This is a genomic window from Patiriisocius marinistellae (assembly GCF_009014635.1).
Taxonomy (GTDB): Bacteria; Bacteroidota; Bacteroidia; order Flavobacteriales; family Flavobacteriaceae; genus Patiriisocius; species Patiriisocius marinistellae.
Window position 1 is genome coordinate 104,692 of record NZ_BKCF01000002.1, and the last position, 14,915, is coordinate 119,606.

General features: G+C 34.5%; 11 protein-coding genes. 4 read left to right on the top strand and 7 right to left on the bottom strand.

Features of this window, described 5'->3' with window-relative positions:
* Positions 1-6 precede the first annotated feature (6 nt).
* A complete protein-coding gene (locus tag GB234_RS07140; RefSeq protein ID WP_151893866.1) occupies positions 7-3,264 on the bottom strand; it encodes a WD40/YVTN/BNR-like repeat-containing protein in 3,258 nt (1,085 codons plus the stop codon).
* A 155-nt stretch (positions 3,265-3,419) separates the two neighbouring features.
* Positions 3,420-4,436, bottom strand: a complete 1,017-nt coding sequence (locus GB234_RS07145; RefSeq protein ID WP_151893867.1) for a mechanosensitive ion channel family protein — start codon at positions 4,434-4,436, stop codon at positions 3,420-3,422.
* A 133-nt stretch (positions 4,437-4,569) separates the two neighbouring features.
* On the opposite strand from GB234_RS07145, the gene GB234_RS07150 reads away from it, so the two are divergent.
* Together GB234_RS07150 and GB234_RS07155 are read left to right on the top strand one after the other, a co-directional pair.
* Positions 4,570-5,712, top strand: coding sequence for a vWA domain-containing protein (locus GB234_RS07150; protein ID WP_151893868.1), 1,143 nt, complete (start codon positions 4,570-4,572; stop codon positions 5,710-5,712).
* A 60-nt stretch (positions 5,713-5,772) separates the two neighbouring features.
* Complete coding sequence (locus tag GB234_RS07155; protein ID WP_151893869.1) at positions 5,773-7,239, top strand: MoxR family ATPase; 1,467 nt, start codon at positions 5,773-5,775, stop codon at positions 7,237-7,239.
* Between the two features lie 74 nt (positions 7,240-7,313).
* Here GB234_RS07155 and GB234_RS07160 read toward each other — a convergent pair whose 3' ends face one another.
* Complete coding sequence (locus tag GB234_RS07160; protein WP_151893870.1) at positions 7,314-7,691, bottom strand: LysM peptidoglycan-binding domain-containing protein; 378 nt, start codon at positions 7,689-7,691, stop codon at positions 7,314-7,316.
* Positions 7,692-7,909: 218 nt separating this feature from the next.
* On the opposite strand from GB234_RS07160, the gene GB234_RS07165 reads away from it, so the two are divergent.
* Positions 7,910-8,515 (top strand): fasciclin domain-containing protein, encoded by a 606-nt coding sequence (locus tag GB234_RS07165; RefSeq protein ID WP_235906081.1) that lies wholly within the window; start codon positions 7,910-7,912, stop codon positions 8,513-8,515.
* A 62-nt stretch (positions 8,516-8,577) separates the two neighbouring features.
* Here the strand turns inward: GB234_RS07165 and GB234_RS07170 are convergent, their stop codons facing one another.
* The 3 genes from GB234_RS07170 to GB234_RS07180 form a co-directional block, all read right to left on the bottom strand.
* Entirely contained in the window at positions 8,578-9,024 is a 447-nt protein-coding gene (locus tag GB234_RS07170; protein WP_151893871.1) for a DUF3291 domain-containing protein, read from the bottom strand.
* Position 9,025: 1 nt separating this feature from the next.
* Positions 9,026-9,685 carry an ATP-binding cassette domain-containing protein gene (locus tag GB234_RS07175; RefSeq protein ID WP_151893872.1) on the bottom strand — a complete coding sequence of 220 codons (660 nt, stop codon included), beginning with the start codon at positions 9,683-9,685 and terminating at the stop codon, positions 9,026-9,028.
* 337 nt (positions 9,686-10,022) lie between these two features.
* Positions 10,023-13,289: an amidohydrolase family protein gene (locus GB234_RS07180; RefSeq protein WP_151893873.1), complete on the bottom strand. Its 3,267-nt coding sequence runs from the start codon at positions 13,287-13,289 to the stop codon at positions 10,023-10,025.
* Between the two features lie 122 nt (positions 13,290-13,411).
* Between GB234_RS07180 and GB234_RS07185 the strand changes: the two genes are divergently transcribed.
* On the top strand, positions 13,412-14,224 hold the full coding sequence (locus GB234_RS07185) for a DUF6503 family protein (RefSeq protein WP_151893874.1): 813 nt from the start codon (positions 13,412-13,414) through the stop codon (positions 14,222-14,224).
* A gap of 120 nt (positions 14,225-14,344) precedes the next feature.
* On the opposite strand, the gene GB234_RS07190 is transcribed toward GB234_RS07185, so the two are convergent.
* Positions 14,345-14,914: a YdeI/OmpD-associated family protein gene (locus GB234_RS07190; RefSeq protein ID WP_151893875.1), complete on the bottom strand. Its 570-nt coding sequence runs from the start codon at positions 14,912-14,914 to the stop codon at positions 14,345-14,347.
* Position 14,915 lies beyond the last annotated feature (1 nt).

A 14,915-nucleotide genomic window follows, 5' to 3' on the forward strand; every position in this document is an offset into this window, starting at 1 on the left:
TTATTATTAGTCAATTTTAATTATTCTTACTTCTTTAAACATAGGTATTTCAATGCTTTTTACCATGTTTATATATGTTTGCCATTCAGTATTTAAAAATGCATTTGTCTTTGTTAATGCTTCTTTAAGCTCATCATTTGCTTGCTTTATCAAAGTGTGCTCAGTCGTAGTTAAGCCATTAGGGCGACTGCCACTATACCAACTAGCTGTACCTATTCTATTCATTACAGTAACTTCAGGATTACGAGTAATTCCTTGACGTTTATCAACTTTACCTATGTATAAAGCAATTAAATTATCAATTTTCTCAACGATATCCTTACTAGCCTTAATTTCCTCTTTATAAAGATTTTTTTCTTTAGAATTTTCCTCCGCTTCATCTTTCATTTTCTTTCTCAAGTTTGAAGCAGCTTCTTTACTTTCTACTAATTGGCGCACCGCATCTGCCGCTGTATTTGTCATTTTCTCAATTTCTTTTGATGCATTGTAAGCTTCTGTTACTGCGTTTTCTGTATTATTAAGTCGAGGATCACTTTTTATTTTTATCGTTGTTTGTGTAATTACGTCATCGTGCAGCATTTCAATTCTATAAGTTCCTGGTTTAACTTCAGTTCCTCTTGGTTCTCTTGTAGATTTTTTGACGCTTCTTGAAGGTCTATTAACGCCAGCCTCTTGCATTCCCCAGCGCCATTTGTAGATGCCAGTGCTATCTGGCACTTTTCTTTTTAATGTTCTAATCAATCTGTCTCCATCATATATTTTCATATAAATTGAATCTTTTCCAGGCCCTTCATTTTTTTCTTCGGAAATTTTAGCTTCATTATCTTTTTCATCTTCGTCATTTTCATCTGTATCATCATTGCCTTTTTCTTTGTTGTTATCCATTTCGGCTTTGCCTTCCCCTTTAAAATAATAAGAAATTAATGCACCACTGTTTCGGTTTTCTGCATTGTACATTGCGTCGCCGCCAAAACGGCTTCCAGTAGGCTGTTGATAGGCTGCTTGATAGGCAACGGGCGGTTCAAAAACTTTGAGTTTTTCATTTAATATATTTTTATCTTTAGCAATGGCACGTAATGGGCGGATATCATCTAACACCCAAGCTGCACGACCAAAGGTTCCAATCACCAAGTCATTTTCTCGCTCTTGTATCACTAAATCTTTTACTGAAACAGTAGGGAATCCATGTGTCCATTTTGTCCATGTAAATCCAGCGTTTGTTGAGTAGTAGAGTCCATCATCAGTACCTAAGAACAGTAAGTTTTTCTCTTCAGTATCTTCTATAATACAAAGCGCGTAACTTTCTGTATCTTGCTCATTTACAATGCGGCTCCAAGAGCGACCGTAGTCTGTAGTACGATACGCATATGGTTTGTAATCAAATCTTCTATAATTGTTGGCTACGATTAAGGCTTCACCCTTAGTCTTGTTACTAGCTTTAATTTGAGTAATCCAGCTGCCAGTTGGTAAGCCAGATAGTCTCGAAATTTCATCCCAAGTTTGTCCACCATTTTTGCTTACGTGTACACGTCCATCATCTGTCCCTACATATAAAACATCTTTTTCAACTGAAGATGGTTCAATGACTAGAATAGTAGTATGATTTTCTGCTCCTGTAGCATCCATTGTTAATCCGCCACTCTCACCTTGTTTTTGCTTTTCGGGGTCATTAGTTGTTAAATCTGGCGAGATCACATTCCATGTCAACCCCTTGTCTGTTGATTTATGAACAAATTGACTTCCAAAATATATTGTACTATTATCAAATGGGTCAATGTTTATGGCACTGTTCCAATTAAATCTTAACTTAACTTCTGGGTCAGGATGTGTAGGTTTTATCGTGTAATTATTACCGGTAATATGGTCATAACGACTCACAGAGCCTTGCTGGCTCATACTCCAACCATAACGGCTATCATCACGATCTGGGACAACATCAAAACCATCTCCAAAACTTATTTCCTGCCAGTAACTATTGCGAATTCCTTGTGCTTTCCATACGTATGCAGGACCTCTCCAGCTTCCGTTGTCTTGCATTCCACCGTACACATTATAGGGATATTCGTTATCTACGTTAATATGATAAAATTGTGCTACGGGTAGATTTCCAATAAATCGCCACGATTTTCCACCATCTCTAGTAATGTTCATTCCACCATCATTACCATCAATCATTAAATTACCATTTGTGGGGTGTATCCACCATGCATGATGATCAGGGTGTACACCATTATCAACACCATATGCAGGCATTAATTCTTCAAAATTTTTCCCTCCATCTTCACTTACATTTACATATGTAAAAACAGAATAAACTCTATTCTCATTTTGAGGGTCAACAAAAATGTCGCTGTAATAAAATGGCCTGTTACCTATATCACTTTTGTCATTATGCTTGTTCCAAGTAAAACCCCCGTCTGTTGATTTATAAAGGGCATTTTTCTTTGCTTCTACTAGTGCATACACAACATCTGGTTTGTTTGGTGCAATAGCTAATCCTATTCTACCCAACTCTCCCTTAGGTAAACCATCTTTATCTGTACGTTCTTCCCAATTTTTACCACCATCATGCGTTATAAACATTCCAGAGCCTTCACCGCCAGATTTAAAGAACCAAGGGTCACGTTTATGTTCCCACATTGCTACAATTAATTTGTTAGGATTTGTTGGGTCCATTACCATATCTGCAACTCCTGTTTTTCTATTATTGAATAAAATACGTTCCCAGGTTTCGCCACCATTAACAGTTTTATAAACACCACGTTCTTCATGGACACCCCATGGAGAGCCTATTGCACCTACATAGACTATATCAGGGTTTGTTGGGTCAATTATTACTTTATGAATGTGACGGGTTTTTTCTAAACCCATTGATTTCCATGTTCGGCCAGCGTCTAGTGATTTGTAAACTCCATATCCTCCATTTAGGCTATTACGTGGATTTCCTTCACCAGTACCTACCCAAATAACAGATGGATTTGATTGTTGTATTGCCACCGCACCTATAGATGCAGTCTTCTCATTATCAAAAACAGGTTCCCATTTTATTCCACCACTAGTAGATTTCCAAAGCCCACCACTAGCAGTACCCACGTACATAATTTCTGGGTTTTCGGTAACTACATCTATTGAGGTAACGCGCCCAGACATCCCGCCTGGACCAATGTTTCTTGGTTTTACATCTTTTAAAATATCGTTTGTTAGTTCTTGACCATTACCATTAAAGGCTACAGAAAGCAGTAGTAAAAGGAGAATTTTTTTCATAGTTGTTAGTGATTTGAAAAACTATATTTTTAATATTGTTCTATTTCAGTTTTAAAGATAAAAAGATAGGTTCCAAACTGAAAGTATTTAAACAATAATCCCTAAAAAGTCTTTGTTTTTTGACTTTTTAGGGATGTATAAGATGATATTAAAATTTATTCCTCTCCCTCATTTTTATTGTTCTCTGAGGCTTTTTTTGATTTTGTCTCTTTATGTATGTTAATTTCTCTTTCTTTATCATCACGCGCTTCTTTTAAATCATGCGCATTATGAACTTCAACTTGTGTAGGGAATGGTAAATCTATACCAGCTTCGTTCATTGCCTGTTGAGTATCATGAATAACATCACTCCAGACATGAACTACACTTGCACGATCACTTTTAGTCCACCAACGTACTCTAATTGTTAACCAACTATCTGCTTGATCCCACACTAAAGTTTCTACAGGTTTTTCACTAGTGACTCCATCTATTTTTTGAACTGTTTCTTTTAAAATTTTCATGGCTTCTAGATAATTTTCATCGTATCCTAAACCAATGTCGTATTGCGAACGTATAAACTCGTGTGCAGTTTTTACCACTACAGATGTATTGTAAACGGTGTTGTTAGGAATAACAACTCGTTTACCGTCATACGTTGTTATAATTGTTGCTCGGGTTTTTATTTTTTCAACGGTACCTTCATAATTATTTACAATTATTTGATCACCAATTTCAAAGGGTTGACGAAGTAATATTAAAATCCCTGCAAGCCAGTTTTGTAAGATGTCTTGAAATGCAAAACCTATTGCTACAGATGATACTCCCATTCCAGCAATCAAATCGGCTGGGCTTAAGTTGGGCGCCATAATTGTCAATGCTAAAGCAATACCACCAATCATAACTAGATATCTAGTAAATGAACCTAAAAGATCTCCAAAGTTTTTACGTCCCTTATTCTTGAGCATCTTTTTAACAAGATTACCTACCCAGCGACTAATAAAAACAAATGCTATTAGTATAGCAATACCAATTAAAATATTAGGTAATGCTTTTATAAAACTATCAAGCCATTTGTCTAATTTTTCAATAATAGATGTTGGGTTTATATCTATTTCTCCTTCTTTATCTTTAGGTCCAGTAACATCTTCTTGTAATATGAGAAGATTTATAAGTAGTTTGTTTATTATCATTGTTTTTGGTTTTGTGACAAATTAATTTTTTTTGAAAGCAGTTATTCTTAATAAAATTGTAAAAAACAATACTCTAACTTTTGTTTAACATTTGGTATTAAATTCTTCAGCATTTAAGTCGTAATTTTATAATATGAAGAAGAAAACTCCGCGTGCAGGTTTTGTTTTTACAAAACATACCCCAAAAGAAAAATCCATATTTGACCGTTTATTTGAAGTTTTTCAAGAGCTTATAACACATACCTCTGGCGATTTTGATGAAGCTATTGATTGGCTAAGACAACTTGATAAAGAGTATGAGTTGACTACAGCAGATTACACAATAGAAGATTTTATTCAAGAGTTAAAAGACCGTGGATTTATTAGGGAAGAATTTAAACCTGATGGAAAAGGTGGTGATAAAGGTGATGGAAAAGGAGGGATGTCTATTACTGAAAAGTTAGAACGCTCACTTAGAAAGCGTGCCTTAGAACAAATTTTTGGTAAAATAAAAAGAAGCGGACAAGGAAATCATAAAACAAAATATGTAGGTAGTGGTGATGAGCAATCTGGTGATTTTAGAAATTACCAATTTGGTGATGGCTTAAATAATATACGCATGACCGAAAGTATAAAGAATGCTCAAATTAATAACGGTGCAGAAAATTTCCGCTTGACGGAGAATGATCTTGTTGTAGAGGAGTCCATGCATAAATCACAAATGAGTACTGTATTAATGATTGATATTAGTCACTCAATGATTTTATATGGTGAGGATAGGATTACACCAGCAAAGAAAGTAGCGATGGCACTCAGCGAATTGATTACTACACACTACCCTAAAGATACGCTTGACATACTTGTCTTCGGAAATGATGCTTGGCCCATTAAAATTAAAGATTTACCTTATTTAAATGTAGGTCCCTATCATACAAATACTGTGGCAGGATTGGAATTAGCGATGGATATGTTGCGCCGAAAACGCAATACAAACAAGCAAATTTTTATGATAACCGATGGAAAACCTAGTTGTTTGCGACTACCAGATGGGCGTTATTATAAAAATAGTAATGGGCTAGATGAGCACATAGTTAATAAATGTTATATGATGGCAGCACAGGCAAGAAAATTGCATATTCCCATTACAACTTTTATGATAGCTAGCGATCCGTACTTACAGCAATTTGTTGATAATTTTACGGAGGCAAATCAAGGCAAAGCTTTTTACACAGCTCTGCAAGGCTTAGGAGAGATGATTTTTACAGATTATGAGAATAATAGAAAACGGAAATTGTAATAGCTGATTTAAAAAATTTTGCTCATCAATTAATGAATAGGATAGACATAATAAAACGATATGAAGATAGATAATATAAAAACATTCGGTGAACTTAAAAAAGCTGGATTTGAACACAAAACAGTAAAAGAAGAATTGCGTCGCAATTTACTTCAAAAAATGATGAAGAAAGAAGTAGTTTTTGAAGGGATTCACGGGTATGAATATACCGTAGTCCCTGAGCTTGAACGTGCTATTCTTTCTAAACATAATATTAATTTATTGGGATTGCGAGGGCAAGCTAAAACTCGCTTAGCACGCCAAATGGTTTCACTGCTTGATGAATATGTTCCAGTTGTAGCTGGTAGCGAAATTAACGATGACCCATTTGAGCCCATTTCAAGATATGCCCAAAATGAACTTGAAGAAAATGGAGATGACACTCCTATAACTTGGTTGCACAGGGATTTACGTTTTGCTGAAAAGTTAGCTACACCAGATGTAACTGTTGCAGATTTAATAGGTGATGTCGACCCTATAAAGGCAGCTAATTTAAAACTAACGTATGCGGATGATAGAGTGATTCATTTTGGGATGATTCCTCGTGCAAATCGTTGCATTTTTGTTATTAATGAATTACCAGATTTACAAGCTCGTATTCAAGTAGCATTGTTTAATATTTTACAAGAAGGTGATATTCAAATTAGAGGTTTTGCATTACGACTACCTTTAGATATTCAATTTGTGTTTACTGCAAATCCAGAAGATTATACAAATAGAGGTAGCATAGTAACTCCGTTAAAAGATAGAATAGGGTCACAAATATTAACACACTACCCACATGATTTAAAAATTGCTAGAACAATAACAGAACAAGAAACGGCGGCAGCATCTGCAGAGAAAAGCAATATTTATGTGCCAGCGTTAGCAAAAGATATTATTGAACAGATAAGTTTTGAGGCTAGAGAGAGCGAGTTTATTGATGCAAAAAGTGGTGTTAGTGCTCGTTTAAGTATTAGCGCTTTTCAAAATTTGTTAAGTACAGCAGAACGAAGAGCATTGCATAATGGTGACAAAAAAACTGCTGTGCGATTGAGTGATTTTTTAGGTATTGTACCAGCTATAACAGGAAAAGTTGAGCTAGTTTATGAAGGAGAACAAGAAGGTGCAAACGTAGTTGCAAATCAATTAATTGCAGATGCAGTAAAAAGCCAATTTTTAGAATATTTCCCAAAAATTGAAAAGCTTCAAAAAGCTGATGATAAAGACCCTTATGCAGATGTTGTGACGTGGTTCTTTGAACAGAGTAGTTTTGAGTTGTTAGAAACGCTAGATGACAATGAATATCAATTACAACTTGACCGTATAGAGCCTTTAGATGATTTAATGAAGGAATATGCACCAGAAATTTCAGAAGAAGATCAACCCTTTTTTAAAGAGTTTATTCTTTGGGCCTTAGTTGAAATGAAGAAGCTAAGTAAATATAATTTAACAGATGGACTTCGATTTAAAGACGTCTATGGTGGATATATTAGTGGATTACAATAAGTAACAATTTTTACATTTAATAAAAAAACCTCATTACGCGAGTAATGAGGTTTTTTTATTCGTGAATATAAATTCTAGATATTAGGAATAACTAATTCCTGTCCTGGATGGATAACATCTGCGCTTTTAAGTATGTTTTTATTTGCCTCAAAAATAGCGTTGTATTTCATTGGGTCTTTATAGTAATGTTTTGCTATTTTGCTTAAAGACTCGCCGCTTTCTACAGTATGTCTTGCATATACAGTAGTATCAGCAACGGTAATGTCTGCCATAATATCAGCAGGGTTTTCGCCACCAGAAGCTTTAATTTCGTCCCATAATAAATTTTTCTCATAAGCCGTATTAGCTACACCAGTAATATGTAATTTATTTCCGTCAACTTTGACGTCTCCGTTTTGTATTTTAAGCTTTTCACCTAAGTCTAGAACGTTTTGATATTTAGCCTTAACCATTGTTTACATTGTTTAAATTAATAATGATTTAAAGATATGCATTTTTAAAATTTCAGAAAAAATCTAAAGCGATTATAAAGGCATCTCATCGAAAAGATATTGACACAACAATTTAACTTAATATTAATTTCTTTTAATAAAAATTAGCAAATACTCAAAGTACATTTGTCTTAACAATGTTAAACACTAAACAAACAAATATTATGAAAATGTCAAAAATGTTCGTATCAATTGCAGTAGTAGGTTTACTATTTGCTTCTTGTGATGATACTAAGAAAAAAGAAGCTGAAGCTAAGGCTGAAGCAGAAAAAATGGAAATGGAAGCTAAAGCTCAAGCAGAAGAAGTTGAGAAAATGGCTAAAATGGAATTTGAGAAAAATACTATTGCTGCAGTAGCAATGGGTAACGAAAATTTCACAACGTTAGTTACAGCTTTAAAGCAAGCAGGATTAGCACAAACTTTTATGGCAGAAGGAGAGTATACAGTATTTGCTCCTACTAATGATGCCTTTGCTAAAGTACCACAGGCTACTTTAGACAACTTAATGAAAGATGAAAACAAAGCTAAATTGCAAAATTTACTTAAATATCATGTAGTTAAAGGTGAATTTATGGCTCCTGCTGTAATGAAAGCAATTAAAGATAATAACAACGCTTATAATGTTACTACACTAGCAGGTCAAAACATTACGTTAATGGAAAAAGACGGTAAAGTTATGATTAAAGATGCTACTGGAAAAACAGCAACAGTTGTTATGGCAGATGTAGATGCTTCAAACGGTGTTATACATGCTATTGATACTGTAATTATGCCTAAGGGATAATCCTAACATAATTAATTAAATCAAAGACCTCAAAGCAATTTGGGGTTTTTTTTATATACAATTTATTGGAGAAAATTATCTTTAAAACTAAATGCGTAAGAAGAAGCTCCATTAGCTCTATAAAATTCGAGTCGTTCCTTTCCTTCTGAAATTTTAGGTTGATGCCCCACAGGTACATACCATAAAATCATGTGCATTTTTGGTTGTTTTGCAAACCATTCTTTTTTTCTAATCATTATATCTTTATGAACAGACTTATATACAAAGTCAAAAAGTGAGGCTTTATCTTTCCAAACACTCATATTTACCAATAAACTATCCTTGCCAAAAATAGCCACTCTGTCTTCTTTTTCTTGCTCTGGTCGTTCTTCTAAACTCCAAATGTAACCTGAGCTTTTCTCTGCAAGAGCGTTAATGCGATCTGTATTATTAACAAAATCTGCCATAATTGGAGAGTCCATATCAGCAATAGCGTCTGCAAGGTTTAATTGAGCTAAGTGCATTTTCATATTATAATATGTAATTTAATTTTTTTAAATCTTCAGTAGTTTTAATGAGATGACCTTTTCCATCTTTAATAACGAGGTTTTGTGAGCTAATCTCAAGCACATCATTATAATAATGATCTGTAATTATAATACCTTTTAATTTTGAAACCGAAGTTAAAAATAATTTTAATCTTTCCTTATGCAAAGGTTCTAACATTGAAAAGGGTTCATCAAGCATCAAAAATGGATGTGGAAGATAGCTCATCAATACCACTTCAAAATACTTTCGTTCACCGTGAGACAAATCCTTCATTGACTTATTAGTCATTGTAGCTATTTGCGGATCATAAAAAATGCGGTCTTGCTCCGCCTCTCCACTATGAAACATGGGGATGATATCTCTAACTTTCGCATGTGCTGGTAAAAAAGGATCTTGTGGTAAATAGCTAATAAATTGTTTAGGAATAACTTCGGAAATTTTAATCTCATTACTATTCATTGAAACCTTAATACTATCAGCCTTCATATTTCCGAAGAGCAACTTTAACAACGTAGATTTTCCAGAACCATTGCGACCAAAGAGTCCCAAAATATCACCCGTCTCAATTTGAAAAGAAACATCTTTCAAAACTTCTTTTTTTTTAAAAGATTTAGAAACGTGATGTAAGACTAAAGTCGCCAAGTATTATTGATATTAGAATGAACAGAATTGAAAATGCGGGTAACCCAATTAATAAATTTATAAAAAATGCAGCTCTATAAAGTTCCCGTTTTTTAATACCGAGGTTATAGTAACTATAAAGTTCATTTTCTTTGAAGTAATGAAACGCATAAAAACCAAATATTAATCCAAATGATATAAAGAAAAAGAATCCCCAAAAGACTCCAAAAGCAATCACACCTAATAATGAAAACCCAACAATAAATAAAAAAATATCTTTATAAAATTGCCAATAGGGGCGCATGGTTAGGTGTTAAATTGTTAGTATTTTGTAATACAATTTTTCATTTTAAACGTATTAATGAGTACAGCCTTGATGCGTAAAGCTCTGTGTGTCTTCATGCCAATCGAATGCTTGATTGTAGCCATTTACTTCCCAATAAAATTGAGGGCGTTCAGATGGATAATTACCTATTTCGTTCATTGTATTAGGATCGTACACTCGACCATTTTGAATTACTTTTTGAATATATTGCGTATTCTCAATATTATCTAAAGGATTTTTATCAAGTACAATTAAATCTGCAAGTTTACCTACTTCTATAGAGCCTATATCATTGCCGGCGCCTATATAATTAGCTCCATTAATAGTGGCTGCTTTTAAGGCTTCGTGATTACTCATACCACCTGCTGCAAGCATCCAGGTTTCCCAATGAGCACCAAGTCCTTGTAGTTGTCCATGTGCTCCCATATTGACTTTAACACCTGCTTTAGCAAGATCATTTGTAGTTTTTGAAACTAGTATATGCCCATTTTCATATTCTTTTTGAGGCACCATCTGGCGATGTCTAGAGCGACTATCTACAATTGCTCGTGGTGTAAAGTTTAAAAGCTTTTCATTTTCCCAAACATTATCACGTTGATAATAAAAAAACTCACCATTGAGTCCACCATAGTTTACAATTAGAGTAGGGGTGTACCCTGATCCACTTTTACCCCATATTTGTAATACATCTTTATAGACAGGAGCAACAGGAATATTATGTTCTACGCCTGTGTGACCATCTATAACCATTGTTAAATTATGGAAGAAAGTAGAACCTCCTTCTGGCACTACATTAATACCTTGCTCACGAGCTGCCTGCAAAACTTGTTGACGTTGTTCTCTACGTGGTTGATTATAACTTTTTACACTTTTTGCGCCAAATGCTTTTGTGCGCTTTATACTACTTCGGGCATCATCAAGGTTATTTATTACCGCCTTAAAGTCACCCTCTGCTCCATACAGGATAAATCCAGTAGAGAAAAGTCGTGGACCAGTTAATTGTCCTGTTTTTTGTAATTCACTCAATGTAAAAACTGTTTCGGTATTTGCAGATGGGTCGTGTGCAGTGGTCACCCCAAAAGCTAGGTTTGTCATAAACTGCCAATTGTTCTGCGCTGGAAGTCCGCTTCTAAAAGCACCTATATGTGCGTGACTATCTACAAAGCCAGGCATAATTGTTTTTCCTGCAGCAAGGTATATTTTAGCATCGTAGGGAACAGCTACTTCACTAGCTTTACCAATTGCCTTAATTTTATTTCCTTCAATAATAATGACTCCATCTTCAATTACTTCATCTCCATTCATGGTGATGATGCGGCAATTACTAAAAGCTACAAGACCTTCTGGATTGTCTATTTTTCCTTGCAAGCCTATTTTAATTCCAGATTCTGGCATGGGTGATGGCTTGGAGTTTCCGCTGTCAACAAAACTAAATTTTTCTTGTAATGTATTGCTAAAGTATTCATCGCCAAGTGTCCACATTACTTCTTTACTGTCTGATGACCAATGGATATTTACACCAGCATCTTTGGCAATTTGTTGTACAGGAACACTATTACTGTTTCCATCAAGGGTAAGTGGTTTTCCTAACTGAGGCATAGGTGCTATATATACTTTATGTAAATTTGAAAATGCCACCCATTTGTTATTTGGACTAGGTACAATATGATTTGCATATTTTGAAATCACATGTTCTTGCTCATCGTTTCCGTTGAGGTTGACCGAAATTAACTTCTTTGTCAAATTTCCGAAGTACGTACCACCTTTTTGTAGATAAATGCGTGTGTCATCAACATTATAACGAGGGTTTTCACCTTCTACACCCACTAATTCTTTAGCGTTTTTGCCATTTGAAGTCATGGTGTAAATACCACTGTTTTTAGAAAATGTATTTCCTTGGTCACTATTTCCGCCTTCTTTGCGATAGACAATCATTGTTCCGTTTGAAGAAAAACGAGGGGTTCTATAAATCCCTTTTTCTGAAGTTAATTTTACGGGTGTCCCGCCATTACTATTCATTTTAAAAATGGCACCTTTCTCGATATCGTTCCATGTAACGAAAATTATTTCGTTTCCGTTTGGGGAGAAACTAGGTTCGAATGCAAAATCGGTGCCTTGGGTTAGTTTAATGGGGATGCCATTAGGAAGTTGTTTTTTATATATCTGTCCTAAAGCATTAAAAACAATCATTTTTCCATCTGGAGATGTCTTTGCGTCACGAATAACTTTTGAAGTGAAAGTTTCACGATCAATGGGTGTGGTAGTTTTAACGGTCTCGGCTAAATCAATTTTAACTTTTATTTCAAAAGGGATATTTGTAACAGCTAGCGTAGTCGTGTTTATTTTGTGAAACTTTCCGGTACTCCAAAATACAATTTCATTGTTATTTGGCATCCAATCAAAGTTAGGGTAAACCCCAAAAATAGCCCAAGCTTCTTGCTGGTCTTTACTTAGTGTATCAATTAAAGGATATTCTTCTCCTGTCTCTAAGTTATGCACATACAATACTGTTTTTTCTCTTACACGTTTTACGAATGCAAGCATTTTTCCATTAGGCGATACTGTAGGACGCGCCGCACCTCCTGGGCCTCCTGTAATTATTTCTGTCTTCCCTGTTTCAAAATTGTAACGTTTTATAACATATATCTGGCTATTGGGGTCTTTATTATATTGAAAATTTCCTCCTGGGTACATATCCTCAGAATAATACACGTATTTTCCATCTGCTGAAATGTATGGCTCATTTACATCTTGTTGATCGTTTTTACGCTCGGTTAATTGAAGTCCGCTGCCTCCTGTAATATGATATTGCCACAACTCGCCAGCACCTAGACTTCTGCCAGAAGTAAAGTGTTTACGTGCTATAAGATAATTTCCATCAGGCATCCATGCAGCGTTGTTTAATAATCTAAAGTCTTCTTTTGTTATTTGGTTAGGATTACTCCCATCTGCGTCCATTACCCAAATATTATCACCACCACCAGCATCACTAGTAAAAGAAATTTTTGTCCCGTCAGGGCTAAACCTAGGTTGGACTTCGAATGGGATACCACTTCTAAGTACTTTTGCTTTTCCTCCTGAAATAGGCATTGAATATATATCGCCTAGCATATCAAAAACAATTGTTTGTCCGTTGGGGCTCACATCTAGGTTCATCCATGTACCTTCTGTAGTTGTGAAGTTGTGTGATTTATAATTGAATGATTTTCCTGGGTTTGAAACATCCCATTTTTCTTTTTCTTCTTGGGCAAATACAGAAAAGGTAAGAGCCATTAATAAGGTAGTTATTTGTATACGCATTTGAGCAACATTTATTTTGAAAGCTAAAGATACTAAAAGCTAAGATGAGATTAAACCTTAATATTTTCATAAATGTTCTATGGTTCTTTTTATCATTTGCACTTTTGTGAAAAATATAGATAATGAAAAAAATAGTACTAGTTTTAAGTTTTGGAATGTTGTTGTTTTCTTGTAAAAATGATAAGATTTCAGAAGAAAAAACAATAGAAACACTTGAAACAAATAAAGAAGAAATGCCTAAAAGACAAGTTGATAGTCTTGTAGGACTTATTGAGAACACACATAATAGAGATATGTTTGTCTCAAAAGAAGCAGTTGCTTTTGATATTGCTATTGCCTTTGGAGGAAACGAAATTTTAAATGGTAAGATGGTTTTATTGACTAATAGCGGTGGTGGAAGAATTGATTTAAAGGATGGTAACTCTATTATTGCTAATCAAAATGGCGTATTTGCATCACCTGGTTTAGCCGAAAATGAACGTGTAAGATTTAATGCTTATACATGGTCTTACTTTTTTTCATTACCATATAAATTAGCAGATGAAGGTACAAAGTGGTCTTCAATAAGTCAGCGAAATTTTAATGACACAACTTATAATACAAGATCGTTAACTTTTGCTGATGGTACTGGTGATGCACCAGATGATTGGTATGTGGTTTATACAGATACAGAAACGAATAGACTTGATGCAGCAGCTTATATTGTAACCTTAGGGAAAACAAAAGCAGAAGCAGAAGCAGACCCTCATGCAATTTCGTATGAAAATTATGAACTAATTTCTGGTGTGCCAGTTGCTAAAGATTGGAAATTTTGGGAATGGACTTTGGATAATGGTTTTGGGAAAGAAATTGGGAATGCTAAAATTTCAAACGTTGAGTTTGTAGATGTTCCTGAAAACTTTTTTGAGCCATCTAAAGATTTTGTAAATAAGTAATATTTCAGAAATTAAAATTTCCGAATAAAATATAAGAGCCATAGTTTTGCAATTAATGCATCACTGTGGCTTTCTTTAGTTTTATATATTGAAGTATTTTTTTAATTCTCAATAACTATTTTAATTCCTTGATTTAACCTTGTTTTCACAAAGCTTTATTATTTCGGCAATACGCTTTAATTGGGTTTCTTCTTTTTTTGCTGTGGCTAGCCAGCGTAAATAGTTTTTTTGATAGCCAGGTGTAATAGATTTATAGAAAGCAAAAGCATCTTTGTTTTTGGTAAATGCTTTTTGTAGGAGTGGAGGTATAGTACCTTTCTCTGGTCCATCCATTGCGGTCCAAGTTCCAGTATTTTTTGCAAGTTGTATTGAACTCCATCCAGCTTCTTGAATGAGCCCTTTGTTCTCTAATTCTTTAATATGTAATTTGTTTAGTGCACTCCAAGTACTTTTTGGATTTCTAGGGCTAAAAAATTGCTGTCTTTTTCCATTGCCTAAACTTTTTACAGTACTATCAATCCAGCCAAAACATAATGCTACTCTAACAGCTTCTTCCCAGAGCATAGAGTGTATGCCAGTATCAATTTTATATAATACAAGATATACTCCCTGCGGAAATTTATCATGATTTAACAATAACCAATTATACCATTCTGTATCTCGTGGAAAGTACAATAACGGTTTTTCCAAA